The sequence below is a fragment of the Halorubrum ejinorense genome (assembly GCF_039522565.1).
GTDB lineage: Archaea > Halobacteriota > Halobacteria > Halobacteriales > Haloferacaceae > Halorubrum > Halorubrum ejinorense.
The window spans coordinates 14,297-36,229 of record NZ_BAAADQ010000005.1 but is presented as its reverse complement, the minus strand read 5'-3'; the positions used below and the strand labels follow the sequence as shown (position 1 = coordinate 36,229).

Annotated in this window: 36 protein-coding genes; 30 read left to right on the top strand and 6 right to left on the bottom strand. The window is 63.0% G+C overall.

Annotation, left to right across the window (positions count from 1 at the left end; genetic code table 11):
* The first annotated feature begins 199 nt into the window (after positions 1-199).
* From ABDZ89_RS06800 to ABDZ89_RS06785, 4 genes are read left to right on the top strand one after another with little or no spacing between them, the layout of a single operon-like run.
* Positions 200-865 carry a hypothetical protein gene (locus ABDZ89_RS06800; protein ID WP_343777714.1) on the top strand — a complete coding sequence of 222 codons (666 nt, stop codon included), beginning with the start codon at positions 200-202 and terminating at the stop codon, positions 863-865.
* The gene (locus tag ABDZ89_RS06795; protein WP_343777712.1) at positions 862-2,046 is read left to right on the top strand and encodes a hypothetical protein; all 1,185 of its coding nucleotides are present in this window, start codon (positions 862-864) and stop codon (positions 2,044-2,046) included. Before ABDZ89_RS06800 ends, ABDZ89_RS06795 begins: the two co-directional genes overlap by 4 nt.
* Positions 2,047-3,762: a fibronectin type III domain-containing protein gene (locus ABDZ89_RS06790; protein WP_343777711.1), complete on the top strand. Its 1,716-nt coding sequence runs from the start codon at positions 2,047-2,049 to the stop codon at positions 3,760-3,762.
* Positions 3,763-6,534, top strand: coding sequence for a fibronectin type III domain-containing protein (locus ABDZ89_RS06785; protein WP_343777709.1), 2,772 nt, complete (start codon positions 3,763-3,765; stop codon positions 6,532-6,534).
* Here the strand turns inward: ABDZ89_RS06785 and ABDZ89_RS06780 are convergent.
* Complete coding sequence (locus ABDZ89_RS06780; protein WP_343777706.1) at positions 6,531-6,827, bottom strand: hypothetical protein; 297 nt, start codon at positions 6,825-6,827, stop codon at positions 6,531-6,533. The two genes, ABDZ89_RS06785 and ABDZ89_RS06780, sit on opposite strands and share 4 nt — an antisense overlap.
* Positions 6,828-7,094: 267 nt before the next feature.
* Here ABDZ89_RS06780 and ABDZ89_RS06775 point away from each other — a divergent pair, with 267 nt between their 5' ends.
* Positions 7,095-7,772, top strand: coding sequence for a hypothetical protein (locus ABDZ89_RS06775; RefSeq protein ID WP_343777704.1), 678 nt, complete (start codon positions 7,095-7,097; stop codon positions 7,770-7,772).
* A gap of 446 nt (positions 7,773-8,218) precedes the next feature.
* On the opposite strand, the gene ABDZ89_RS06770 is transcribed toward ABDZ89_RS06775, so the two are convergent.
* The 4 genes from ABDZ89_RS06770 to ABDZ89_RS06755 form a co-directional block, all read right to left on the bottom strand.
* Positions 8,219-8,374 (bottom strand): hypothetical protein, encoded by a 156-nt coding sequence (locus ABDZ89_RS06770; protein WP_343777703.1) that lies wholly within the window; start codon positions 8,372-8,374, stop codon positions 8,219-8,221.
* Between the two features lie 12 nt (positions 8,375-8,386).
* On the bottom strand, positions 8,387-8,734 hold the full coding sequence (locus ABDZ89_RS06765; protein ID WP_343777702.1) for a hypothetical protein: 348 nt from the start codon (positions 8,732-8,734) through the stop codon (positions 8,387-8,389).
* A gap of 688 nt (positions 8,735-9,422) precedes the next feature.
* Complete coding sequence (locus ABDZ89_RS06760; protein WP_343777701.1) at positions 9,423-9,683, bottom strand: hypothetical protein; 261 nt, start codon at positions 9,681-9,683, stop codon at positions 9,423-9,425.
* Positions 9,676-10,065: a helix-turn-helix transcriptional regulator gene (locus tag ABDZ89_RS06755; protein ID WP_343777700.1), complete on the bottom strand. Its 390-nt coding sequence runs from the start codon at positions 10,063-10,065 to the stop codon at positions 9,676-9,678. Before ABDZ89_RS06755 ends, ABDZ89_RS06760 begins: the two co-directional genes overlap by 8 nt.
* Positions 10,066-10,345: 280 nt before the next feature.
* Between ABDZ89_RS06755 and ABDZ89_RS06750 the strand changes: the two genes are divergently transcribed.
* The 15 genes from ABDZ89_RS06750 to ABDZ89_RS06680 all read left to right on the top strand — a co-directional run bounded on the left by ABDZ89_RS06750 (position 10,346) and on the right by ABDZ89_RS06680 (position 17,662).
* Positions 10,346-10,645, top strand: a complete 300-nt coding sequence (locus ABDZ89_RS06750; protein WP_343777698.1) for a hypothetical protein — start codon at positions 10,346-10,348, stop codon at positions 10,643-10,645.
* On the top strand, positions 10,645-11,121 hold the full coding sequence (locus ABDZ89_RS06745) for a hypothetical protein (protein WP_343777697.1): 477 nt from the start codon (positions 10,645-10,647) through the stop codon (positions 11,119-11,121). Before ABDZ89_RS06750 ends, ABDZ89_RS06745 begins: the two co-directional genes overlap by 1 nt.
* A complete protein-coding gene (locus ABDZ89_RS06740) occupies positions 11,121-11,303 on the top strand; it encodes a hypothetical protein (RefSeq protein ID WP_343777696.1) in 183 nt (60 codons plus the stop codon). Before ABDZ89_RS06745 ends, ABDZ89_RS06740 begins: the two co-directional genes overlap by 1 nt.
* A complete protein-coding gene (locus ABDZ89_RS06735) occupies positions 11,296-11,688 on the top strand; it encodes a hypothetical protein (protein ID WP_343777695.1) in 393 nt (130 codons plus the stop codon). Before ABDZ89_RS06740 ends, ABDZ89_RS06735 begins: the two co-directional genes overlap by 8 nt.
* Positions 11,681-12,055, top strand: a complete 375-nt coding sequence (locus ABDZ89_RS06730; protein ID WP_343777693.1) for a hypothetical protein — start codon at positions 11,681-11,683, stop codon at positions 12,053-12,055. Before ABDZ89_RS06735 ends, ABDZ89_RS06730 begins: the two co-directional genes overlap by 8 nt.
* Positions 12,052-12,438, top strand: coding sequence for a hypothetical protein (locus ABDZ89_RS06725; protein ID WP_343777691.1), 387 nt, complete (start codon positions 12,052-12,054; stop codon positions 12,436-12,438). The genes ABDZ89_RS06730 and ABDZ89_RS06725 overlap by 4 nt, the downstream gene beginning before the upstream one ends.
* On the top strand, positions 12,431-12,736 hold the full coding sequence (locus tag ABDZ89_RS06720; protein ID WP_343777690.1) for an SNF2/RAD54 family helicase: 306 nt from the start codon (positions 12,431-12,433) through the stop codon (positions 12,734-12,736). The genes ABDZ89_RS06725 and ABDZ89_RS06720 overlap by 8 nt, the downstream gene beginning before the upstream one ends.
* Positions 12,726-12,950 carry a hypothetical protein gene (locus tag ABDZ89_RS06715; RefSeq protein WP_343777686.1) on the top strand — a complete coding sequence of 75 codons (225 nt, stop codon included), beginning with the start codon at positions 12,726-12,728 and terminating at the stop codon, positions 12,948-12,950. The genes ABDZ89_RS06720 and ABDZ89_RS06715 overlap by 11 nt, the downstream gene beginning before the upstream one ends.
* A gap of 186 nt (positions 12,951-13,136) precedes the next feature.
* Positions 13,137-13,382 carry a hypothetical protein gene (locus ABDZ89_RS06710; protein ID WP_343777684.1) on the top strand — a complete coding sequence of 82 codons (246 nt, stop codon included), beginning with the start codon at positions 13,137-13,139 and terminating at the stop codon, positions 13,380-13,382.
* 54 nt (positions 13,383-13,436) lie between these two features.
* Entirely contained in the window at positions 13,437-14,210 is a 774-nt protein-coding gene (locus ABDZ89_RS06705; protein WP_343777682.1) for a DUF7847 domain-containing protein, read from the top strand.
* A gap of 107 nt (positions 14,211-14,317) precedes the next feature.
* Positions 14,318-15,382 (top strand): Cdc6/Cdc18 family protein, encoded by a 1,065-nt coding sequence (locus ABDZ89_RS06700; protein WP_343777680.1) that lies wholly within the window; start codon positions 14,318-14,320, stop codon positions 15,380-15,382.
* A gap of 85 nt (positions 15,383-15,467) precedes the next feature.
* A complete protein-coding gene (locus ABDZ89_RS06695) occupies positions 15,468-16,499 on the top strand; it encodes a DUF8098 family protein (RefSeq protein ID WP_343777678.1) in 1,032 nt (343 codons plus the stop codon).
* A gap of 2 nt (positions 16,500-16,501) precedes the next feature.
* Positions 16,502-17,131 (top strand): DUF8169 family protein, encoded by a 630-nt coding sequence (locus ABDZ89_RS06690; RefSeq protein ID WP_343777676.1) that lies wholly within the window; start codon positions 16,502-16,504, stop codon positions 17,129-17,131.
* Positions 17,132-17,204: 73 nt separating this feature from the next.
* A complete protein-coding gene (locus tag ABDZ89_RS06685; protein WP_343777674.1) occupies positions 17,205-17,459 on the top strand; it encodes a hypothetical protein in 255 nt (84 codons plus the stop codon).
* Complete coding sequence (locus ABDZ89_RS06680) at positions 17,459-17,662, top strand: hypothetical protein (protein ID WP_343777673.1); 204 nt, start codon at positions 17,459-17,461, stop codon at positions 17,660-17,662. Before ABDZ89_RS06685 ends, ABDZ89_RS06680 begins: the two co-directional genes overlap by 1 nt.
* 2 nt (positions 17,663-17,664) lie before the next feature.
* On the opposite strand, the gene ABDZ89_RS06675 is transcribed toward ABDZ89_RS06680, so the two are convergent.
* The gene (locus ABDZ89_RS06675; RefSeq protein WP_343777899.1) at positions 17,665-17,901 is read right to left on the bottom strand and encodes an ArsR family transcriptional regulator; all 237 of its coding nucleotides are present in this window, start codon (positions 17,899-17,901) and stop codon (positions 17,665-17,667) included.
* Between the two features lie 261 nt (positions 17,902-18,162).
* Between ABDZ89_RS06675 and ABDZ89_RS06670 the strand changes: the two genes are divergently transcribed.
* The 10 genes from ABDZ89_RS06670 to ABDZ89_RS06625 all read left to right on the top strand — a co-directional run bounded on the left by ABDZ89_RS06670 (position 18,163) and on the right by ABDZ89_RS06625 (position 21,933).
* Entirely contained in the window at positions 18,163-18,531 is a 369-nt protein-coding gene (locus ABDZ89_RS06670; protein ID WP_343777672.1) for a PadR family transcriptional regulator, read from the top strand.
* Positions 18,531-19,268: a hypothetical protein gene (locus ABDZ89_RS06665; RefSeq protein WP_343777671.1), complete on the top strand. Its 738-nt coding sequence runs from the start codon at positions 18,531-18,533 to the stop codon at positions 19,266-19,268. Before ABDZ89_RS06670 ends, ABDZ89_RS06665 begins: the two co-directional genes overlap by 1 nt.
* Positions 19,258-19,470, top strand: coding sequence for a hypothetical protein (locus ABDZ89_RS06660; protein ID WP_343777670.1), 213 nt, complete (start codon positions 19,258-19,260; stop codon positions 19,468-19,470). The genes ABDZ89_RS06665 and ABDZ89_RS06660 overlap by 11 nt, the downstream gene beginning before the upstream one ends.
* Positions 19,471-19,472: 2 nt before the next feature.
* The gene (locus tag ABDZ89_RS06655) at positions 19,473-20,186 is read left to right on the top strand and encodes a helix-hairpin-helix domain-containing protein (protein WP_343777668.1); all 714 of its coding nucleotides are present in this window, start codon (positions 19,473-19,475) and stop codon (positions 20,184-20,186) included.
* Positions 20,183-20,320 carry a hypothetical protein gene (locus ABDZ89_RS06650; RefSeq protein ID WP_343777666.1) on the top strand — a complete coding sequence of 46 codons (138 nt, stop codon included), beginning with the start codon at positions 20,183-20,185 and terminating at the stop codon, positions 20,318-20,320. Before ABDZ89_RS06655 ends, ABDZ89_RS06650 begins: the two co-directional genes overlap by 4 nt.
* On the top strand, positions 20,310-20,441 hold the full coding sequence (locus tag ABDZ89_RS06645; RefSeq protein WP_343777664.1) for a hypothetical protein: 132 nt from the start codon (positions 20,310-20,312) through the stop codon (positions 20,439-20,441). Before ABDZ89_RS06650 ends, ABDZ89_RS06645 begins: the two co-directional genes overlap by 11 nt.
* The gene (locus ABDZ89_RS06640) at positions 20,441-20,587 is read left to right on the top strand and encodes a hypothetical protein (RefSeq protein WP_343777662.1); all 147 of its coding nucleotides are present in this window, start codon (positions 20,441-20,443) and stop codon (positions 20,585-20,587) included. Before ABDZ89_RS06645 ends, ABDZ89_RS06640 begins: the two co-directional genes overlap by 1 nt.
* Positions 20,584-21,336 (top strand): hypothetical protein, encoded by a 753-nt coding sequence (locus ABDZ89_RS06635; RefSeq protein ID WP_343777660.1) that lies wholly within the window; start codon positions 20,584-20,586, stop codon positions 21,334-21,336. The genes ABDZ89_RS06640 and ABDZ89_RS06635 overlap by 4 nt, the downstream gene beginning before the upstream one ends.
* Positions 21,337-21,421: 85 nt before the next feature.
* Positions 21,422-21,763: a hypothetical protein gene (locus ABDZ89_RS06630; protein ID WP_343777659.1), complete on the top strand. Its 342-nt coding sequence runs from the start codon at positions 21,422-21,424 to the stop codon at positions 21,761-21,763.
* Positions 21,760-21,933 carry a hypothetical protein gene (locus ABDZ89_RS06625; RefSeq protein WP_343777658.1) on the top strand — a complete coding sequence of 58 codons (174 nt, stop codon included), beginning with the start codon at positions 21,760-21,762 and terminating at the stop codon, positions 21,931-21,933. Before ABDZ89_RS06630 ends, ABDZ89_RS06625 begins: the two co-directional genes overlap by 4 nt.

Genomic DNA, 21,933 nt, shown 5'->3' with positions numbered 1-21,933 from the left:
TAAGAATTAATCCCCCCGCAATACCCAGCATCAGGTCTCCGCGAGAGTACGCAGTAACGCCAGCAACGATGGAGCCGAAAAGCCCCATCGTTTCTACGACCCACTCTCGCGGGTGTTTCCCGATCGCCATATCGGCGACGTCGTAGCGCGCTGATAAAGAGGTTCGCCCAGCGGACCGCGTCGATTCCATTCATATCCCATGACCGACCTACCAGTAGCCGACCGTATCGCCTCGATCTCGATCGAGGGCGACCCCGACGGCACCGGACGTCGCACCGCTCGCTTCGAGATGTTCACCGGCGGCGAGGAGGGCCTCAGCGTGAGCCAAGAGCAGCGCACCGAGATCAGGGCGACGCCCGGGTCGGCGCTGCTCGCGCTCGTCGACGGGACGATAGATGAGTTCGTCGACGCGCCGATCAACAAGGACCTCTTCATCAACCTCGGGAGCTCGCAGTTCGCCGTCACCATCGACTTCAACTCCTGGGAGGGCGCGACCGGCCCGAACGATAACCCGCTCCAGTGGGGCGACACGGGCGATCCCAGCAACTTCGAGAAGAGCGACGCCACGGGCGAACACCCGACGCGACAGATCGCGTGCCTCTTCTGGTGGCTGCGGAACACGCGTGTCTCCTCCGTGAGTGGTGAGCTCTTCCCCGGCGCCGGTATCTTCGGTGACGGCCCGGCGACGCTCCGGTTCGGACAGCATCGCGAGGGCGGCGTGTACGACCCGCTCCAGGTCGTTTTCGAGAACCCCGGCGCCGACTTCCCGGGGCAGTCGATGTCCACCTTCTCGGGATCGATCACCTGCGTCGAGGCGATCGACGCCGGCGACCCGATCGACGCCGTCGCGAGGGATACCCGATGACTCGCCGCTACTACCGCAGCGAGATCTCGGAGAGCAGCATCGCGAGCAACCGCCTCGACGCTTCCCGGGCGCGCCTCTCCCGGCAGGGCGTGCTCGGTGGGAGTGGGCGCGTGGAGCGCCTCTCCGGCGAAGCCTCGGACATCCGCCTCGACGTCGACTACCGGGGCAAGTACGCCGAGCGCATGGCCCGAGAGCTCCGAGAGATCCTCTCGTCGAACGACATCGAGGCCGCACCGTTCGCCGCGGTCGAGGAGTCCCAGCCCTCGGACGCGTACTACACGGCGGAGCTCGTCGACGACGAACCGGCGATGCCGCAGGCCGCCGGCGCGATCTCTGTCGGAGCGAACCTCACAAAGAAGGGCACGCAGAAGGAGCAGACGATCACCGTGGAGACGTCGCCGAGCCAGCCCGACCCGGGCCACCCGTTCGGGAACGACACCGACGCGATCGTCGGCATCCCGGCTGACGCCCGGCGCGTCCGCATCGTCGACTCGACGTCCCAGCCGACGCAGCGCGAGCGCCCGACGCCGGTCGCGACGGTCGAAGCGAAGCACGGCGCCGTCGATCAGTACGATGCGACTGCCGAGGCGATCGACGACCCGGTCTACCTCTACGACCTCGACTACCAGCTCCAGGGCGACGTCGACGCCGGCGTGTGGGACACGTACGGGCACGACTCCATTCTCGACGCCGACGACGTCGTCGCGTGGGGGCGCGTGTTCTCGACGAGTCACGACTTCGCCGGCGCCATCGTCATCGAGAACGGCCTGCTCCGCCTCACCATCGACGAGCCGACCACCGCCGACGCCACGGCCGCCCTCGAGACCGAGACGTACGACGCCGGCGCCGACACCTGGACCGCCGTCGACCTGCCCTCCTACGACGCGGACCTCGCGACCGACTGGCAGCCCGCCGACGTCGACCTGATGGACATCGGGCAGGCACGCGTCGCCGCACAGATCGAGTTCGAGGCCGTCGCCGGGACCAACGCCGGCGACGTCTATGCCGTCGACGTCGAGCTGGAGCGCGGCCGCGAGTCGCTGGAGGTGTGGATCCCCGGGAGCGTGAGTGAGGCAATCCCCCCTGATTTGGAGGCACTGCTCGACCCGATCGCGTCGACGAGCGTCGTGGATACTGGCGTCGAGCAGGGGCTTGTTGCGAGGGAGGAGGTGAGACTGTAGATGGCGTCGCAGACGTTCACCGCCGACGGGACGTTCACGGTTCCGTCGAACGTCAACGAAGTCACAATTGAATGCCGGGGGGGTCAGGGGAACGGACCATTTGGTTTCCTTCGCGGAACCGGCGGTGTTGTGAAAGGAACGCTAAACGTCTCTCCGGGAAATACGCTTTACGTTCGTATAAACGACGACGGCGGACTGGGTGCGGGAGGGGGCGGTGACGGCGGCGGTTCAGCAGACGTTCGTTTTGGTGGGACGGGACTTAACGACAGAATAGCAGTCGGCGCCGGTGCGGGGGCACAGGGCGGCGGGGGTCAGGCCGCTTCCGGCGGCGACGGGGGGGCTGATACGGGTCAGGACGGAGGGGCGGCAAACAACGCTTCGGAAACGGCAGGCAGCGGTGGGACGCAAACCTCTGGTGGCGGCGGCGGCTTCAACGCCGAGAGTGGTAGTTTCGGTTCGGGTGGCGACGGGTACATAGAGGGCGGAGGAGGCGGCGGCGGGTGGTACGGCGGTGGCGGCGGGTCCGAAAACTCCGGCGACGGCGGAGGCGGTGGCGGTGGGAGCAACTACGACGACGGGCTGACTACCGTCCAGACGAACCAGCGCGGCGGTTCGACCAGCCAAGAAGTCATAATATCGTACACACAGGCCCCCGAACCGCCAAACAATCTGACGCAGTCTGTCACCGGCGACGACACGATCGACCTGACATGGACCGAAAACACGTCGGCGGGCGACCCCGCAGACTACGACATACAGGTCAGCGAGGACGGCGGCTCGTACACGCAGGTCGCGAACGTAAGTAGTGCGACGATGACATATTCCTACTCCGCGTCGCCGTCGACGAACAGCCACCGCTTCCGCGTCCGGGCGAATAACAGCGCTGGCGCGTCGGACTGGTCCTACACCGACACCGTCTACACAGACCCGCGCTCGTTAACCGTCGACGCCGTCAGGGAGTCCGAGATTGACCTCTCGTGGACCGGCGTGCGAGACGCGGTCGAGTACGAGGTGCTGCGCGCCGAGTCGAGCGGGAGCGTCGTCTCGGACTATGCGCCGGTCGGGACCGCGGCTGGCGTCTCGTACACCGATGCCGGGCTGGAGAACGGCGAGGCGTACTACTACCGCGTTCGGGCGGTCTACTCGGGAACGGACTCGCAGCCGACGAATGAGGACTCCGGTACCACGACACTCCCAGATCCGACGCTGGACGCGATCGACGACACCGTTCTGCGGGAGTTGACTCTCGAGTACACGCTCCCCGACAACTCGACGGATGGTACGATGACCATCGAACGATCGGACGACGGCGGCTCGACGTGGTCGACGATCGCGACGGTGTCCGATCTCGCGTTGACATTGTACACGGACGCCGGGCTGCCCGACGGCGAGCAGTACACCTACCGACTCACTCGTTCCACCGACCACGCGAGCGCGCAGTCCGGCACCGCCACGGCCGTTACGGTCCTGCCCGCACCAACCAACCTCGCGCACCCTGCTGTGGGGGACGCTACTGTCGAGTACGCGTGGAGTGCGACCCACAACAACGGCTCAACGCGCGTTGAGTACCGCGAGGCGGGTGCGTCCGCATGGCAGACGTACGCGACGGTTAGCAATACCACGGAGTCGGAGACCGTCGACGGTCTGCTGAACGGGGAGGCGTACGAGAGCCGCGTCGTCGCGCAGACCACCCACGCCGAGACGGAGGACCAATAGATGCCATCGACGTTCACCACCACGCTACCCGACGAGGACCAGCCCAACCTAGGCAACGGCGTCGAGGACGAGGTCGCCGTCGACCGCGAGAGCGCCACGACGAACAACGGCTCCGTCCGCATCCAGATTCGCGAGACGGGGCAGTCGTCGTGGGACTCAAACGCGACCGGGTTCGGCGAGTTCGTCGGGGCGTTCGACACGCTCACGATGGAGTTCGTCGGGCGCGAGGACGGCGAGGAGTACGAAATCAGAGCACGGACCGAGACCGAACACCGCACGGGTGCGTGGACGTCGACGGTCTCGATAGTGACGATCTTCCCGGGGGCGACTGCGCTCGTCGCGACAGCCGCCGCCGAGACCACGATCGAGCTCTCATGGACTGACAACGCCGACAACGAGTCCGGCCAGGAGGTTATCCGCGAGCGGCGCGGCCCGGACGGCGACTGGTGGCCAGAGCGCGTCATCGACGACGCCGGCGTCGATGCCGAAACCTACGTGGACGACACGGTCCAGCCGGACACGGAATATCGCTACCGGGTCCGGCCGTTTACAGAGCACGCGAGTGCGGAGAGCGAGGCGGACACGGCGTCGACGCCCGACATCGGCCTCTCCCGCGTCCGTGCCCCGACGTCGGGGCCGTACGTCCAGATCGAAACACCGGAGCGAACGGCCCCGCTCACGCCGACGGTCGTCGACTACGACTGGTCGCCCGACGTCAATCAGCGCCCCTTGGTCGAGATCACGGTGCCCGAGTCCGACCGCTGGGAGTCGCTGAAGGGCCAACCGATGTGGGTGTGGATCGACGGGACGCAACTCCCGATCGACACGCTGGAGGGGACACGGACGGTCACCGGTGACGGCGGCTCGCGCACCGTCCTCGAGGGAACGGGGGCGTCGCAACTCGACGAGTACACCGACGACATCCAGTACGACGAGAAGGAGAATCACCTTGCCGGCGAGGAGCTGATCGACGTCCACACCGAGTACGCGAGCAACGTCGACGACCCGGCGACCGACACGCGCTCGGACGTGTTGATGCTCGCGGGGTCCGGGAGCTCGCTCGAGGACGACCTCCTGAACCCCCTCGCGCCCTCCGATCCGATCAAAGTGACGCAGCTCGACGGCATCTCTCGGCACCAGACAGGATGGTTCGTCGAGGCGGAGGACACAGACACGAACGCCACGATCTACCTCGCCGATCAGGAGGGCAACGACGGCGCGTGGTCGGGCAACCAGGCTATCCGGCTCGAAGTCCCCGGCGACGGCTACGAGTTCACGTTCCGGAACGACCACGAGATCCCCACGGGACAGCTCCAGTTCTCGCAGCTGGAGGCCGTGATCAACGGAGGCAACCCGGCGTTCGACATCACGCTTGACGGCGCCACCGTGGAATCGTACCCGTCGGATGCCCTCGCTGCGTCGGCTGATAAGTTCGACCTCGACTGGCGAAACGTGTCCAATCTCAACCCGGACAGCGCGCTCGCGCCGGGACTTCACACGGTGACCATCTCGGTCACCGCCTCGGGGTCGGACTCGGTCTACGTCGACTGCGCCCACGTCGCCGACGACCGCGACTCGTTCCTGTTTGACGACACGCCGCAGGATGAGATCCTCCAGGGGCCGGGCGAGTACCCGGGGACGGTGGACGTTGTCTTCGACGACATCGCGAGCGTCGAGCAGGTCATCGCCGGCACGCTCTCGGTCCAGATGTCGAACACCGAGAGCGGTCAGGCCGTCGCGATCTCGAACGACCAGGGTGACAACTGGATCGAGGCGCAGAACGCTGAGTCCGTCGCTGGTGACTTCGCGTCTGCCACGCAGCAGATCCGCGCTCGCGTGACGCTGTCAGGGTACAGTTCGGACCCGACGACGTCGCCGGCGCAGAACGACGCCGGGCAGTCCGTCGACGAGATCGAACTTCGGGCCGACCTCGAAGACACGCCGGTCCTTTTCGACAAGCAGTATCGGGACCGCCTCGAGAACGTGCTCGCGTCGATCGCCGACGACGGCCGGATGGTGTGGGAGGCGCGGCGTGACCCCAACGCCGACCCGCACGATCCGACCGGCATCATCATCGAGTGGACGCAGATCGGTCAGCGGACGCGGGACTCGGCGGCGCCGGCGACGAGGCTGGAGAAGCGCACCACCATCGAAGACGCCTACGAGCGCGTGGTCGTATTCGGACGGTCGAAGGGGCGAGAGGGCGAGGAGTTCTCGCAGGGAGAGAGCAGCTCGCTCACCGGGCTCGGCGATCCCTGGATCGTGCCGGACTCCGAGCGCATCTACGACTTGGATGACGACACTGTCTACGAGCGCGGCGAGGACTACCGGATGGAGTGGGACGTCGGTGGCATCGCCATCCTCGACGGTGGCGACATGTCGAAGGGAACTACGTACGGCGCCGACTACGAGTTCCGCTACCGCGGCGAGGCGACGACGCCCACGGTCGACCCCTCGGAGGCGCGGACGGTTGAGCGGAAGATCCCCGGGGCGACCTCAGACCGAGAGTGCGACCAGCTGGCGCTCTCCATCCTGAAGGACGTCCAAGAGGCGCAAGTCGAGGCGACGCTCACACTCGTCGAGCCGGCGCCGGACGTGCCGCTCGTCGAGGCGATCTCGCATCCCCGGCTGCCTGAAGGCGCCCAGGAGATCCGTGGAGTCGAGCGGTCGTCGACGTCGGAGCGCGAATACCGGTTGGAGAACCGGCGGACGGCTGGGGAGATCGTCGACGACCTTCGCGACGACTACGAGGCGCTCGCTGATTCTGTCTAATCCTCGTCGTGATCACGGCGATACGAGTATTTTTGATACTGTAATTTCACAACAAAGCCACATACGAAAGCGAAGAGGACAATGCCCGCCTCAAATAGGTACTCTCCCCGAATTAGGTTAACGTGTTCCTCAAGACCTACGACAGTGACTCCGAACGCGACGGTCGTACCTATTAGTATACTGGTGAATGTTATCACAAAATCGGCCAGCGTAATAGCCCAGTATGGGGGGAGCAGGAGAACTTTCTCATCTGTGTTTTTGAGCCAATCAGGCTTGCTAGACGAGTTTGACATTCATTAGTTTACATAGCTCCGTAATTTTAATAAGTTGTCATATATCGCGGTGGGCAGACCAGAAACTGCTACGCGCCCGAAATCACGAGTTCTACTCGTCACCTAAACCTTAGACGCAATCGCGGAAAGAGGCGGGGCTGTCAGAGGAGTGGTGGGAGGTTGTGGGTATGGTCCCGCCTCCAGCAGGGACGTTCTGTCCCTATCGCCGTTCCATCGTTCGATTATTGAATACGTTTTGATCTTCTCGCATTCCGGCAATCAGTGACAATGCTACACCACGTGTTCAACACCCTGAGACGCATCGCTGCCGACCCCATCGCGACTGCCGACCTCTGGGGACCGATCGTCGTTCCGCTCGTCGCGCTCGTACTGCTGCTCGCTGCGCGGCGGTACCTCGGCCGGTGGCCCGACCTCTGGCGCTTCCGACGTCGAGTGTTGCCGATCGTGGACCGGCTCGCCGACGGCGACCTCGACGAGGAGCTCAACGTCGTCGACGACCACGTCGACGTCGACCTGGAGGCCGCGGCCGACGCGCTTCCCGAGAAGACAGGGCTCCAGCTCAACACCCGGACACTCGTCGGGACGATCGACGCGGCGCCGGCCGAGGTTCGTAAGGAGCTCCGGTCGATGGAGCGCGTCTGGCCGGCGACGCTCGCGTCGATCCAGTACGACGTCGTCGACGGTGAGCGCGTGTGGGAAGTCGGCTCCTACGCTTACCGGCCGCAGGGCTTCCTCGGCGTCTGGCATTACCACGTCCGGCTCACGCCGACGGCTGACGGGGGGACGAGGCTGTGGGCACACTACGAGCGGTCGCCCTGGCGACAGCCCGTGCGGCACTACCGCGGCGACGGGTGGGATGCTGACCGCGGTGTGAGGGAGATCGTGTCGCTGTTCGCGAGCGATGAGCGGTTCGACCCAAGAAGCCAAGCGATAGGCACTCTGTAATCTCAACCTGATTCGCAAACGGTTCTTTAGGGCCTCTCGATGCTTCTAACCCCTGTTTTTTGCTGATGGAAAGGTTAATGGGATACAGTATCCTAAATTCAGCCGGAGACCATGACAGACGAAGGTGCGTCTCCATAAGCGGTCAGGCTAACAGCCTGATCAAAAAAGGGAACACTCGTCGAGGTTACTCGACGTAGTTCGTGACGACAACCGTCATCAGAACAGCACCTTCCGCATGGCCCGCCAAGACCAAGACGGTGCAACAGATGACGGTTGTCGCTTTTGTGGCTTCGCTCATGGTTGAGCGGCTTCAGGGTGGTTTCTATAGCGCAGTGAAGCCCTGCGCTCGCAGCCGTAACGGCCACTTGAGACCGCTCTGACACGACCTCTAACCCCGCTTGGCCGCCTTTACATATGAACCTCCGGTTCGGGGTGGACGTGGGACATTACCGCTCCCACCAGTCGCCGATCTCTTGCGCTTCGATGTCGACACTCGAGGAGACGCCACACGAGCAGTGGATGCCGACGGTACCGGGATGGGTTGTGATCGGCCCCTTCGTCTCGCCGCAGCCCGGGCACTCGACGTCGAAGGTCTCGGTCATAGAGCTCTCTAATCACGCCGGGATAACAAATGAGTCCCTTCTTGGTCGGCCTCCATGGCTGTAGTCCATCCACTCCGGCATCGCGAGTGTGTGGCAGTAACTGAGAGCTCTGCGCACTTCCTCATCGTCGACACCGACTTGTTGATACACGACCTCTGCGAGACGCGCATCAACTGATATTGCCTCCCAGTATTCTGTCTTGAAGATTGTCTCAACCGCAGGATCGTCACGCACTATCTCGAGTTCGTGCTGAAGGTTGGCCCAAGGCACGTCGATGGCACTTTCATCATCGACGTGGATGTGGTTGACATCGCGGAGCTGCTGGCGAACTATTTCTGGGGGTTGTGGTACCGGACGCATAACCTCACAAGGAGGTTAGAATAATAAAGTGTTCACCAACCATATGTCCTGTCTCAAGACTGTGTTAAATACAAAAAGACAGAAATGTGATATTCATTGTTTGAATCTCTAATGACTCTACAGACTTCTTCGCGTATAGCCACCACATCATGTGATTATTCTCAATCGGATAGAGAAAAACATTCTATAGCACTGTGTCATAGTGGTGAAGAATTGGGAATCATGGCTGACCGCAGCCTCCGGCACGAGGGTTTATAATAGCAAATCTGGCATCGGCTCACTTGTCGCCGGAATCAACCGGCGAAGTAAGCTATGAACGTCGAAAAAGCGGTAGATCTGTTCGGGACAGCAGTCGTGACTATCATCAGTGTTTGGACATTGCTCCAGATACTGGTGATCTTGTACTGAGCGCAGTGAAATAAGCCGGAGGAGGGGGGGTCAACGCCCCCAGTGGCCTTAGTAGAGAATCGCCGCCACCTGGACTACGACCCAGACGGCAACGATAATTACGATGGCTATTCGAAACGCCTCGATTAGTGTTTCAGCATTCATATCGACCACTCGCCGGCTCTTCAACCGACGACGAGAATAGAGGGGTACTGAAAACGCATATAAACCCCAGCGCCGGGGCCTGGAGCATCCGATTCTCCTTGTCCCAACAACGCGGCTTTCAGAGAGATGCCGCAGGCTACGCGTCGCCCTGCTCGAAGTCGTCGGCGAGCTCACGCGTCTCCTCGACGATCGACTGCTCGACCTCGGCCTCGGGCACCTCGATCGCGGCCTCGATCGTCGGCACGGTCACCTCGGGGACGTCGACGTCGATCGAGTAGGGGATCGCGAGCTGGTGTGGCGCGAGGTCCGCCGGCTCGGTCTTCCGCTGGCGCTGCTCACCCGAACGCCAGTCGAGGATGAGGTACCCCTCGAACGTCTCTGTCTCGGCGTCAGGCATCGTTCCCCTCGTCGATTTCATCGAGCCTCCTCTCAAGCTCCGACTCGATCCGCTGCTTGAGGTCTCGGAGGTTCTCAACATCTCTGTCGGCAGAACCCTGCTCGGCCTTTTTGACCTCCTTCTCAATACCAGAGATCATCTCACGGGCACCCTCGATGTCTCGAGGATCCTCTACCAGCTCGTAGAGCCCCGGTGCGACCTTCTCTACGTGGCCGTGTTCGACGAGCCGCTTCAGCCGCTCGCTCGCGTATGTCCGGGAAACGTCCAGTTCCTCAGCCGCGTACTGTGGGGTCACCCGGCCCCCGCGGAGGACGTCAAGAACGGCGTTATCGGTATCATTGAGATCAGCGGGCGTTAGCACACCTGTGACTGACGTAGCCATATCCCTACAATGTAGCGATAGCAGTAAGTAACTTACGGCAAGACGCACCGTATTATAGACTACAATACGTTAACTATAAGTGGACAGCGAATAGAGTATGAGGTAGGAAGCACGGGAGTGGTCGCCTCAGAAGGTGGCCCGGGGTGTTGGAGCACCCCTGACCGTGCTGTCCACTAACGACAGCATGTCCGCAAACACAACCCAATCCCAAAACGGTAGCGCTCCGGACTTTCACGACCTGGAAGGCCCGCGAGCGATCTCGGAGGCAGCGATCAGCCAGATGAACCAGCCTGACGTCGAGCCCGCCGACGGCGAGGTCCGCTGCTACGCCGTCGCTCGCGTCAACGGCGTCATCGACTACAACGACGACGACCTCGGCTTCGCGACCGGCGCCACGGTCCTGTACATGAGCGCCGACGCACAGGTCGCGTACGAACGCCGGTACTACGTCGACGAGGGCGAGTGGGCCGACATCGACGCGGTCGACACCGCCGCCGTCGACGGCCACCCCGAGCCGACCGTCGCGATGGTCTCGCGCTTCGGCGACGTCCTCCAGCGGCACCAGGAGGTGAGCGCCTGATGTCGCGCCTCAGTCGCACTGCTCGCAAGGAGCTTTCGAAGCACCAGTCGCCCTACGTGTCGGGCTTCGACTCGCTGCTCGGCGACGTTGTCCACGACCACTTCGCCGAAGACGAGCAGCTGAACGCGCTTGCCGCCGCCTGCGCCGACGCCGAGGAGGCGCTAGAGATCCGCGAAGAGAGCCTCGACGAGTCGGACCCAGTCTCGACCGCCATGGAGACGTCGGTCGGCAAGCTCATTTGGGCGATCGAGAAGCGTGCTCGCGAGCGCGTGGCCGAGCTCTGCGAGGAGGTCGCGACCGAGGCCGACGCAGCGTGGCTCGACATCCACGACGAAGAAGAAGTCCGAGCGGCCCACGCCGAGGCTCGGGAGTGGCTCTCGGTGAACACGAACGCGGCCGAGCGCGCCGGCGTGGACTACGGCGACGCACTGCCTGATGTCGACGAGCTGCTCGAGGCCGAGGAGGTGAGCGCGTGATGCGGAAACCGGACTTCAACGGATCGTCGAAGGAGCTCCCGAGTGAATCGGATCACCTCGACGAGTCTGTGTACTGCGTGAACTGTGGGAATATCTTCGTCTGGGCGCCCGATCGCGACTGCCCGACGTGTACGGTCGCGAAGATGCTCGACGAGGCAGAGGGGGTGACCACCGATGCCTGAGGGCGCTGTCGACGCCGACTTCGACGACGCCGAGCCTTCGTACGAGGAGCGCGTCGCCGACGCACTCGCGAACGTCCGGACCGAGCCCGTTTCGGGCGGCGTCGCGATCGACATCGTCACCCGGCAGGCCGTGTTCGTCCGCCAGCAGAAGTACGACGACCTCGAGGCGCACTACGAGGCCGAAGGGTACGACCTCGCGACGTACAAGATGCACGCGTACCTGCCCGGGATCGACGTCGAAAACGCCGTCTACGAGTGCGTGTACGTCGACGGCAACCCGCAGAACGCGCACAAGCCCGGGAAGACCTACGACTTCCCCAGCGCGCGGCTGATGCATCTACCCGTCGAGCAGGCGTGGGGCGACATGGAGGTCGGCGATGTCTAAGGCCGACGCTGTCGACGCCACCACCGGCCCTGGAACGTTCGACCAGCGGGCGGCGAAGGCGCTCACCGAGAGTATGACCGTCCTCGACGAGCGGCTCGAGCAGGACCTCCGCGACGAGGAGTTCCTCGTCGTTACGCCGACCGGGACGTACACCGTCGACGCGATCGCGGAGACGTGCGACTGCCCGGACGCGCTCCACCGGGGCGCCCGCTGTAAGCACCAGCGCCGTGTCGACTACGCCCGCGGCGCCGTGCCGATCCCGGGCTGGGTCGACCGGTCGGCGATCGACGAGCAGCTGGGCCAGCACCTCGCAGCGAGCCCGCGCATCGCCACGGCCGACGGTCGGACGGAGGTGTTGGAGGCGTGACGGAAGACGAGATGGGTCACGCCTCGTCGGTCGCCGAGCAGCTTCGGCAGGCTGAGGAGGACGACGACATCCCCGCGTCGAGCGCCGACCGGAGTTCAATCCGGCTCGCCGTCGACGGTGAGCTGCTGAACATCAACAACCCGATCGACTACCTCGTGATGCTACTTTTGGAGGGCAAGCGGTACGACGGCGCGTGGGACGGCGACCAGGAGGCCGTCGCGAAGTACGCGATCGCCACGTGGTGTCAGGAGATCGGCTGGGCACCGGATCTCACCGGCTACGAGCCCGGAGAGGTGGTCGGCCTTGGCGATGAGATCCCGTACCTCGACGCAGCGTTCTACGACCACGCCGTCGACGACGTCCAGGAGGACGACGATGCCTAACCTCGTCGAGCGCGCAGGTGTCGTCGAGGCCGGCCAGACGTGGCGCTGCGACGAGTCCCGGGCCGACCCTGAGGACGTGCCCGAGCCGCACGACGTCCCACTGTGGGAGCCGCAGCCGCGCTTCACCACCGTGGTCGACCGCGTGGAAGACGACTACGTCGAGCTCACCGTCTCGACCGGGAACTCCCACCCGCGGACGCCGGCGTTCGGCGCCGAGATGGTGTCGACGGTCGAGGCGCTGACGAGCGATCCGCGGTGGTCACTGGTTGAGGATCGGGAGGTGGACGATGTCGAATGAGGGCCTCCCGACGATCGCCTACGAGACCGAATCGGGTGAGCGTCGGCGCGTCCGCTACGAGCGCGTTCCGGGAGAACCGTGGCACGCCGAGCGGCACGTCGACCGGTGGGATGACGAGGAGGGTGAGTGGGCGCCCTGTGGCGGCGAGGCGCTGTCCGAGCTGGTGATCGACGACGAGCATCGTGCCGCGGTGACCGTCACGGAGGGGCCCTGAGATGCGCGGCCTTCGAACTCTCGCGGCGGACATCCTCGAGGAGGCTGCCCGTAGTCGGCGAGCCTCCAGTCGGTCGAGCGCAGCGGTCGGGCGCATTCTCCGACACCTTGGCGCCGCGAAGGTGTTCGAGCGCGCTGCCGGGTGGCTTCGCGTCGACGACCAGGAAGAGAGCGCGGAGGGCTCGCGATGAGCCTGCGCTCGTTCGCTGACCGGGAGACACACTTCCGCATCGTTCCCTCGGGTAGTCCGCCGAGCGTCGACGGGCTCGCGATTACCGAGCCGAAGTTCATCGAGTGTACCGAGTGCGAGGCTCGCGTCCGTATCGACGGTCCCGACGGCCACCAGACGACGATCGACAACCTGCCGCACGACCGCGACTGCCCGCAGCGTGACGTCGTCTCGCAGTACTACCGAGACCAGTTCGTTCGGTAGCTCACGCGCTTATTTCGGTTATTTTATTAGACGACCGTAGGATCGTTCGCAGGTATGGCCCTCCAACTTAGCCATGCGGTTAGCGACGGTATTCGGCGTATCTTCACCCGGACTGGTGGAGTCCTCTTCCTCGGGCTCCTTGCCATCCAGATCGGAACACAAACAATGGTTAATACAGCGATCCTCGGATTTCTTCCTCCTGAGGTAGCAACCGAATTTCGCAGCAACGTCGGGCTCGTACTTCCGATCTCAGGCGAGATCGCACTTGCGGCGCTGGGCGTACTTGTTCTCCTGAGTTCGGCGTATTTCGTCGTCTTGTCACGGACGTTTGCGCAACCGCTCAGCGAGGCCGGGTCGTTCCCCGCTTCGGTGACGAAGCGACTCGGCCGCGCCTCCGTTATCGCACTGGTCGGCGGAGTACTCGTCACAATTATGGTCATGATTGGATCGGTTTTCTTCCTGATCCCAGGGCTGTTCTTGGCCGCCTCGTTCCTGTTTTTCATCTTCGTTGTCGCTGTCGAAGATGAAGGCGTGATCAGCTCCCTGAAGCGAAGTTGGGGGTTAGCTCGTGGCTCTCGACTTCAGCTCGGTGTCCTCGTGTTTGCGTCCGCGCTGTTCGGTGGGGTTATCGGCGCCATCGCGCCCCTGTTAACCCTCGCTGGCCTCTCGGTTGCGGCCGATCTCGTCATTGTCGTCTTCTCGGCAGTGTTTTTCCTCCCCTACTACGCGATCATCGCCGCGGCATACCTCCAGTTGCGTGATGGACAGTCCCGATCAGATAAGCCGACAACTGGCCCTGTTGATGCCTCACAGACACAGAAGCTCTAACTGATAGCACCGCGGCACCAGGTGTATCGACCGGTGGGACACTTTCAGTTCCACCCCGGAAGCGAGGCCCCGCTTTATTACCCCACTCCGCGTCAGCAGTCACCAGTATGATACGTCGTCCGGAAGTCTTCGACGACGAGACCCCGCCACCCGACCTCCGGCATCGCGAGGCGCATGTCCAGGAGCTCATCCGGCTCCTCCACCGAGCGCGCTCCGACCACGATCAGGGCGCGTTGCTGGCGGGTCCGAGTGGTGTCGGGAAGACAGCGCTCGGGCGAACCGTCCTCGAGGAGTTCGCTCGCGAGTTCGGCACGCGCTGGGCGTGGATCCAAGCGCTCGGCACGACCACGGGCGAGCTCTTCCGCATGGCTATCCGCGGCGCCGGCGGGACCGTCGCCGACAACGCGCCGAACGATGAGCTCTCGGATCGACTCCGGGAGACGCTCGGGAGCGATGAGCTCTTCCTCCTGCTCGACGAGGCCGACGACGTCGCCGGGACAGATGCGGTCGGCCAGCTGACCGCCGTCCCCGGTGTCGAGGTCGTGGTGATCTGCCACGAGCCAGACGATTGGCTCGCTCGTGCCGACTCGGGCGTCCGCCAGTACCTCCACGGCGGGCGGATCGAACTCGACCGATTCGGCGTCGACGAACTCGCGGACATCCTTCGCGACCGGGCGCGTGTCGGGCTCGTCGACAACGTGGTCACACGCGCGCAGCTGGAGACGATCGCCGACGACGTCGCCGGCGTCGCTCGCGAGGGCATCCAGACGCTGTGCGCGGCCGCCGAGATCGCGGTCGAACGCGAACACGGACGTATACACGACGCCGATGTCGACGACGCCTACGAGCGCGCTCGGTCGAGCATCCGGGAAGCAAACCTTCACTCACTCCCATTCCACCATCGCGTCCTCTACGAACTGATTCGCGACGCTGGCGAGATTACCGGTCGCGAGCTAAACCAGCGATACGAGGCGGTCGAGGAGCGCGTGTACGCGAACCGAGAGCGGACGCCCATCAGCCGTCGCGACCGACGAAACAAACTCGACAAGCTCCGCGCGTACGACCTTGTCGAGCGGGAGCGGCTTGATCACCGATGGTTGTACTCTGCCGTCGATTCATCCCTCGAATCATGTCATACCATTACTTCAATTCCTCCAGTTAACCAAGCTTAGTGGTCCGGATACAGATCGTAAACAACACTGGTTGATTTGTCTTCCAGAAGTACTTTGATTCTTGGAGCAAGAGATTTGGTAAGTGATGAGTGCGGCTGAGCGTGAGGAGATCGATAAGATTCTGGAAGGCCTCGCGCTAGCCGTAGCTGAGTCTGACTCAATTGAACATGAGAAGGCAACCAACTTCGGCGAGGTGAAAATCCAGAAGTTGGTCTATATGGCCGCTGACGAATTTGATATTCCTATCACCTATAGCTGGTATCTTGCTGGTGCTAAGTGTAAAAGTCCGGACGTGTCTGCGACAAATTACGAAGGGAAATATGAGACAGTCTCTCCGGACACAATCGACAATGCCCAGTTTATCGACAGCCAGCGGTCGTACTCGGCTGAAGCCGATGTGCGGAAATATGCTGGATACTTCAAGAGAGAGTTCAACCTCGCACAGGATGTCCTTTTTGAGAGCCGCACGTCGTTCTTGGGCGATTTCTACGAGGAGTACTCACCCACGAGATTTGCTCAGGTCTACAAGCACAGTCTGTCGTTGAGAACGCTTCTCAGAAAAACCATCTCTCAGCTACAGGAATACGTCGAATCTAGTGGCGGCGGGACTGCTCAGGCAGGCCTATCTGCATTTGGTCAGGAACAGAGAATTAGTGCGCCAGATCACTACGCTGAGGTCCAGAAAATAGTCTCTGAGATTCACCTCTCGATGGGTGCTGACGAGGATCTAAAAGAGACGATTCCGTATTTCCGTCAGTTCACAGATGTTCTTGAGGATATGTATCTCCAACTGTCAAAACTTGATGTTCGTGATCTGACTGAGGAACACCTTTCAGCGTTCAAGGATGCCCAGAATACCCACTACTATGATGCTTGGAAGGTACCTGGTCTCGTTATTTCTCAGGAGACAGCTATGGGCCCAGAGGCTGATGAACTCCGCTTAGAGAGGGCAAGGGAGTTAGAACGTCATCTTAATGAGTACGACGAGGAGATCGCGAATTTCAGGGAGCGTGTCGTTGAGCGCGGGCTACTACCCGATCACACTGGTTTCCCTGACCACGATGGCACACTCGATGACTCTTTAAATCAGCTAGAGCGGGAGTATATCTCTGACTAATAATGTCGCTCAACGGGTCCTCAATTCCACCAGACATATTCTTTGACACATCCGTACTAGTCGATTTTGTCCTTCCTGATGGCGACAGAGGCTCTAGAGACCTAATTATGAACGAGGAGTTACAAGTCATAATTAGCTCCAAGGTTGAGTCAGAATTTAACGAAGTCCCCGAGCGAAAAGCGAAGCTGTATGCTGATGTCGTTGATTACCTCATCTCAGGCGGTGAGCTAGAAGAATTCGACGAAGCCGATCTCAGCTCTAACGATCGAGGTACTTTTGATGATATCCAAGATGCGTTCGAGGATGTTGATCGTACAACGGTACTAAGCAGGTTGCGTGAACGGCAGAGAGAGATCAGCAAACGGAAAGAGTTCATCGAGAATCGTATTGATCAAATAACTCCACGATCCAATAATTTGGAGCTGTTGTTCTCCTTATCATCAGCGATTGGCAATGAGGATGATTGCCAAGTTGTAGCTGATGCCTCAAATTGGTCGGAGAACGGAGGAAGCGGTTATCTGACGACTCTTGACTATAACCACCTCATCAACTATGACGACGAAATTAACTCAGCAATATCAGAACACCAACCAGGGGGAGAACTGATAATCAGACCCCCGTCGGCAGAGTAGCGGGCTAGGCCTCGGACTAATAGCCCCGGAAGTACGGCCCCCTTTTACCGTTCATCCACCCGTCGGCTGAGGTATGCCCTCACAGGCTACCCGCACACGGACGACGGTCGACATCACCGAACTCGGCTTCGACGCTGACGACGTCGACGTCTCGGTCGCGGTCGACGAGCACGACGACGGGACGATCGTCGAGGTCGAACACGACAGCGAGGCGTGGACGCTCACCTTCAACGAGTACGGTGAGCTTCAGAACACACCGAGTCGGTCGCCGCCGCGGTGGCTCGGCCCGGCGATCAAGAAGGCGGCCCCCGGACTGCGGGTGTGCTGATGCCCGTCGAGATCGACCGGTCGGGGCCTGGTCGGTGGCGCTACACCTGTCCGCGCGGTCACATCCGGTGGAAGCATCGAGAGGAGAGCTTCTGGTGTGTCCCCTGCGATCGGACGCCGGAGTACGAGAGCGGTCGCTACTACACGATCATCGACCAGAAGAACCGTATCGAGCTCCCGTTCGAGGAGGTGCGTGTCGCGTGAGGCTACTCGACCGGCTCGAGCTCGGCCGCGTCGAGCTCCTCGTCCAGGTAGGCACGGCCGTCATCGGTGAGACGGTAGAGGCCGCGCGAGATCCGCTCAACAAGTCCGTAGCGGCGGAGGACAGAGAACCGATCACCGGCGTAATCGCTCACGGCGACCCCGAAGTCGTCGACCGCACGCGGAGTAAGGTTGCCCTCATCCCGCATCAACTCCAGGATCTGATCGTCGACCGGCTTCATCCAGTCCGCGCGCTGTCGCACACACGCGGTTCGAGTACTGACCCCCATATCTCTAGCGGTGTGGGTGTTGATACACTCTACTCCGGTTTAACTATTCCCGTAAGTAGAGTATAATCTCCCTATTAGGGAGAAACTATTTGTAATGGGTGGCCTAATCACAGGTTGACCTGGCCTTCGCGGGAGCAAAACCCGCCGGCGCTGGAACGCCGACGGCCGGGTCCCCCAGCGAGCCCCTCTCACGAGGGGATTAACGGAAGACCCATGAGTAGTTCAGACACGGGGCCTATTCAAGATGGCTCCAACGACGCAGGACGTATCGACGCCGACCACGAGACACGCGAGCAGCTGCGCGAGTTCGCAGCCCTGACCGCGTTCCAGCGGGACATCCTCCAGACCTTAGCCAACGAGGAGGACCAGGAGGCGTACGGACTCCGTATCAAGCGCCAACTCGAGGCGCTGTATGGGACGGAGGTTAACCACGGCCGGCTGTACCCGAACCTCGATACGCTCGTCGAGGCGGACCTCGTCGCGAAGAGCGCCCTCGACAAGCGGACGAACAACTACGCACTGACCGACGCGGCGGTGGAGATCCTCAACGAGTGGCAGTCGTGGGGGCAGGGTGAGCGCTGATGCGCGCGACCATCCTCGGGCTCGCCCGCGACGAGATCGCCGACCCGACGATCGAAGGTCACGTCGAGCAGAGTACGTACCCGGCGATCGACGCGACGGCGTACGAACGTCTCGACGGCACCACGGTCTACGCCGGCGATGCCGCCAACAAGATCGACACCGAGCGCGAAGACATCTACGTCACCGAAACTGGGATCGTCACCGAGACGGCCGAAGGTCGCGAGGACGTCTACTGCGAGTGGATCGCCGACCTCACCGAGGGATGGGTCGGCGTCAACCGCTCGGACGGCGACTGGCTGTTCGACACGCTCGGCATCGCGAAAGGGACGATCATCCACCGCGCCGAGATCGACGTCGACGGCTTCGCCGAGTACGTGAGCGACTACCCGAAGGCGAACGCGTGGAACACCACGCAGACGCGGAGCCTCGACGCTGACGACGACGCCGAGGAGTCGACTATCAAGTACCACGACGCTGCCCACCTCGCGGACACGGGCGGGAGCCGGGCGACGACGATGCTCGGCTTCGAGTACTGGTGGGACGGCGAGTACGTCCGCGGCGTCGTCTCCGAGACCGGCTACGTCGCGCTGTTCGACGGCGGCGACATGGCCGGGATGTACGCGGCGTTCATCAACTCGGAGATCCTCCCGTTCGCGAGCCTGCCCGAGGAGTTCCAAGGCACGCTCGGCGACGCTCACGAGACCGAAGACCAAGAGGTGAGCGCCGATGCCGAGTGAGGGCCACGTCCTCCCGAACGGCGCGGAGATCCACTTCACCGACGAGCGCGACCCGCACTCTGCCGACCGGGTCGAGTTCCTGCCCGGCGGCCACGTGAAGGCAGTCTACAAGAGTCAGTATCAGCTCGAAGTGTACCCGCCGCACGTCATCGAGGGCGTGTACACGTTCACGAAGCACCTCGAAGATGAGGACTGGTGGTGACGATGGCGAGTGAGGACCTCAACGCGAGGACCGACGTCGTCACCCTCGCTGACCACGTCGACGGGCTCGGCGAGTCGGTCGCTCGGCGCCTTGACGACAACGGCATCGAGACCGTCGCAGACATCCTCATCACCGAGAGGAAGACGCTCACGGACATCCCGTACGTCTCCGAGACGCGCGTCGACCTGCTCCAGGAGACGGCCGAGCGCGTCGCGGGCGACGACGTCGAGCCGCGCGAGGTCGACTTCAACGCGACCGAGAGTGTGGTGAGCGAGGCCGACGAACACGAGGAGGACCCGCTCGCGAGCGACCCTGTCGCGGATGCCCTCGATGTTGGGCTCGGCGAGAAGGTCGAACTCGTCACCGAGGATGGCAACTCCTGGTCGAAGCCGTGGTGTGTCGTCGACGTCGACGACCCTGTGTCCTGGACGGCGCCGCTGGGCGAAGACTTCGAGACCCGAACGATCACGGTTCGGACGAGCCCGCAGTCGGGCAAGCAGTACGACCTCCTCGTCACCGGTGATGAGGTGTGGATGGCCGGAGAGTACAACGGCCGCCCGTACCGGCGCCTCTGGCGTGTCGCACAGGTGAACCCTGTCGGGCGCATTGCGGAGGCGAGCTACTACCAGCTCGTCGGCCAGCAGCAAGAGCAGGAAACTCGGCCCGAGGGCGACGACACGTGGCGGCAGTACCAGAACCGAGGGGAGACCGCGTGAGCGCCACGCAGTTCCGCGTCGTCGACCACGTCGAGCGCGAGACCGCCGAGCTCCTGGAGCGCAACGGGGACGCGATCCTCGCACACGACGACGGGACGACCTACGTCCTCGAGGAGGTGGACGATGCCGAGTGACGAGGTGCTCGGCTACATCGAAGTGACGCCGGCCATGCTCGTCGTTTACGCGCTGTTGGTCGTCGCACTGGTCACCGTCGCAATCGCCTTCGGTGCGTACCTCGGCGGGGTGGTCCTCTGATGGCCGACGTTGCTGGAGACGACGGAGAAACTGATCGCTCGTGTCAGGGTTGCGGTGACGACATGGACGACGTTGGCGACGGCGATCACGTCTGGTGGCGGTGTCCCGGCTGCGGCTACGAACGGGGTGAGCATCTCGCATCATGAGCCGCGATCAAGTCGGAGACAGAGTCGCACGCACCGACGGCGGCACCACCGCCGATCAGGTCCTCGAAGACAACGGGGTCGGGCAGAAGAACGATTACGAAGGTAAGGCCTACGGCGGTAGCGAGGCCGCTCTCGACGCCATCGAGCAGTACGTCGCCGAGCATGTGGCCGACAAGCGGATCGTCTCGTCGCGCTCCATCGCGAACAGCGCGACCGACGTCCGCATCCAGGAGATCGGCAAGACGCTCGGCGCGCACCTGCGCGGAGACACACCCGACGGGTTCCTCGCAGACCTCGAGGTCTCGAAGTGGCGCGACACCTCGCCCGTGAAGTGGGTGTTCACCCGTGTCGCTGGCGAGGCCGACACGCGTCGGTCGCGACAGCTCCAGAAGCCCAACCTCGTCCGCGAGATCACGCGAGAAACTGACGCCGACGGCACTCGGTACGAGATGGTCAATCGTGACGGCGTCCGGTGGGAGCGAGCCAACACGACGGTTGGCTGGATGCGCGACGTGCTCGCCGCGGTCTGCGAGACTGTCGACTACCAGCCGACGGCCGTCGACGAGCGCGAGGACCTCGACCGGCGCGAGTGGATCGAGCAGCTCACGCGGGGCGGGACGACGGATGTCCTCGAACGCGCGCTTGACATCGACGCGCCGGGCGTCCGTAGAGACTGGAACAAGGAGACGCTCCAGACGATCCACGACGTGATCGTCGCCGGGCGCGACCCGAGCGAGGTGGGGCGATGAGCGAGCCGCACGTGTGGGCTTTCCGATGGCTCACGCTGGGGCTCGCCGGCGCCCTCGCAGTGGTTCTCACGTTCGAGGTGGTGCTGTGAGCTCGAAGTACGCGGCCGACCCGACCGACCACGCCAATCGGATGCTGCGGATCCGCGGGTCCGGGCCGACTGCCAGTGTGATCGGCTCGTGGAACCGCGGGCTTCGCGTCGAGGTGCCGGACGCGGCGCCAGTCCCGCGCCACGACGAGGCGCGGTACGACGCGCAGTCGGCGGTCGTCGTCTTCCGCCGCGAGGACACGCTGACGACGTGCTACGGGCTCGCGCCGGCGCACATCACCAATATCCACGGCGTGGCCATCGCGGCCGCCGTCGACGCACAGTACGGGACCGACTACCGGTCCGGAATCGAGGCGGAGAACCTGGAGGAAGCCCGATGAGCACGACCACAGCAGAAGATGGTACCGACCTGAGCGCGGGCGACGCGCCGATCGAGGTGATCCGAGAGCTTCAGCCGGAACTAGAGCGGCTTGCCGAGACGGAGCTTCCGATCGCACCGCACGCGAAGAACGCACTCGACCGACTCGAGGAGGCTGAGGCCGATGCCTGA

Bases quoted from the DNA above. Each gene is read 5' to 3' on its own strand.
- ABDZ89_RS06755 (WP_343777700.1), bottom strand. From the start codon at position 10,065: ATGGCTACGTCAGTCACAGGTGTGCTAACGCCCGCTGATCTCAATGAT.
- ABDZ89_RS06695 (WP_343777678.1), top strand. From the start codon at position 15,468: ATGAGTGCGGCTGAGCGTGAGGAGATCGATAAGATTCTGGAAGGCCTC.
- ABDZ89_RS06800 (WP_343777714.1), top strand. From the start codon at position 200: ATGACCGACCTACCAGTAGCCGACCGTATCGCCTCGATCTCGATCGAG.
- ABDZ89_RS06780 (WP_343777706.1), bottom strand. From the start codon at position 6,827: ATGTCAAACTCGTCTAGCAAGCCTGATTGGCTCAAAAACACAGATGAG.
- ABDZ89_RS06785 (WP_343777709.1), top strand. From the start codon at position 3,763: ATGCCATCGACGTTCACCACCACGCTACCCGACGAGGACCAGCCCAAC.
- ABDZ89_RS06795 (WP_343777712.1), top strand. From the start codon at position 862: ATGACTCGCCGCTACTACCGCAGCGAGATCTCGGAGAGCAGCATCGCG.
- ABDZ89_RS06770 (WP_343777703.1), bottom strand. From the start codon at position 8,374: ATGACCGAGACCTTCGACGTCGAGTGCCCGGGCTGCGGCGAGACGAAG.
- ABDZ89_RS06775 (WP_343777704.1), top strand. From the start codon at position 7,095: ATGCTACACCACGTGTTCAACACCCTGAGACGCATCGCTGCCGACCCC.
- ABDZ89_RS06640 (WP_343777662.1), top strand. From the start codon at position 20,441: ATGGCCGACGTTGCTGGAGACGACGGAGAAACTGATCGCTCGTGTCAG.
- ABDZ89_RS06745 (WP_343777697.1), top strand. From the start codon at position 10,645: ATGTCGCGCCTCAGTCGCACTGCTCGCAAGGAGCTTTCGAAGCACCAG.
- ABDZ89_RS06680 (WP_343777673.1), top strand. From the start codon at position 17,459: ATGCCCGTCGAGATCGACCGGTCGGGGCCTGGTCGGTGGCGCTACACC.
- ABDZ89_RS06760 (WP_343777701.1), bottom strand. From the start codon at position 9,683: ATGCCTGACGCCGAGACAGAGACGTTCGAGGGGTACCTCATCCTCGAC.
- ABDZ89_RS06790 (WP_343777711.1), top strand. From the start codon at position 2,047: ATGGCGTCGCAGACGTTCACCGCCGACGGGACGTTCACGGTTCCGTCG.
- ABDZ89_RS06670 (WP_343777672.1), top strand. From the start codon at position 18,163: ATGAGTAGTTCAGACACGGGGCCTATTCAAGATGGCTCCAACGACGCA.
- ABDZ89_RS06740 (WP_343777696.1), top strand. From the start codon at position 11,121: ATGCGGAAACCGGACTTCAACGGATCGTCGAAGGAGCTCCCGAGTGAA.
- ABDZ89_RS06635 (WP_343777660.1), top strand. From the start codon at position 20,584: ATGAGCCGCGATCAAGTCGGAGACAGAGTCGCACGCACCGACGGCGGC.
- ABDZ89_RS06700 (WP_343777680.1), top strand. From the start codon at position 14,318: ATGATACGTCGTCCGGAAGTCTTCGACGACGAGACCCCGCCACCCGAC.
- ABDZ89_RS06690 (WP_343777676.1), top strand. From the start codon at position 16,502: ATGTCGCTCAACGGGTCCTCAATTCCACCAGACATATTCTTTGACACA.
- ABDZ89_RS06645 (WP_343777664.1), top strand. From the start codon at position 20,310: ATGCCGAGTGACGAGGTGCTCGGCTACATCGAAGTGACGCCGGCCATG.
- ABDZ89_RS06715 (WP_343777686.1), top strand. From the start codon at position 12,726: ATGTCGAATGAGGGCCTCCCGACGATCGCCTACGAGACCGAATCGGGT.
- ABDZ89_RS06735 (WP_343777695.1), top strand. From the start codon at position 11,296: ATGCCTGAGGGCGCTGTCGACGCCGACTTCGACGACGCCGAGCCTTCG.
- ABDZ89_RS06765 (WP_343777702.1), bottom strand. From the start codon at position 8,734: ATGCGTCCGGTACCACAACCCCCAGAAATAGTTCGCCAGCAGCTCCGC.
- ABDZ89_RS06705 (WP_343777682.1), top strand. From the start codon at position 13,437: ATGGCCCTCCAACTTAGCCATGCGGTTAGCGACGGTATTCGGCGTATC.
- ABDZ89_RS06750 (WP_343777698.1), top strand. From the start codon at position 10,346: ATGAACCAGCCTGACGTCGAGCCCGCCGACGGCGAGGTCCGCTGCTAC.
- ABDZ89_RS06720 (WP_343777690.1), top strand. From the start codon at position 12,431: ATGCCTAACCTCGTCGAGCGCGCAGGTGTCGTCGAGGCCGGCCAGACG.
- ABDZ89_RS06665 (WP_343777671.1), top strand. From the start codon at position 18,531: ATGCGCGCGACCATCCTCGGGCTCGCCCGCGACGAGATCGCCGACCCG.
- ABDZ89_RS06675 (WP_343777899.1), bottom strand. From the start codon at position 17,901: ATGAAGCCGGTCGACGATCAGATCCTGGAGTTGATGCGGGATGAGGGC.
- ABDZ89_RS06660 (WP_343777670.1), top strand. From the start codon at position 19,258: ATGCCGAGTGAGGGCCACGTCCTCCCGAACGGCGCGGAGATCCACTTC.
- ABDZ89_RS06730 (WP_343777693.1), top strand. From the start codon at position 11,681: ATGTCTAAGGCCGACGCTGTCGACGCCACCACCGGCCCTGGAACGTTC.
- ABDZ89_RS06625 (WP_343777658.1), top strand. From the start codon at position 21,760: ATGAGCACGACCACAGCAGAAGATGGTACCGACCTGAGCGCGGGCGAC.
- ABDZ89_RS06655 (WP_343777668.1), top strand. From the start codon at position 19,473: ATGGCGAGTGAGGACCTCAACGCGAGGACCGACGTCGTCACCCTCGCT.
- ABDZ89_RS06710 (WP_343777684.1), top strand. From the start codon at position 13,137: ATGAGCCTGCGCTCGTTCGCTGACCGGGAGACACACTTCCGCATCGTT.
- ABDZ89_RS06685 (WP_343777674.1), top strand. From the start codon at position 17,205: ATGCCCTCACAGGCTACCCGCACACGGACGACGGTCGACATCACCGAA.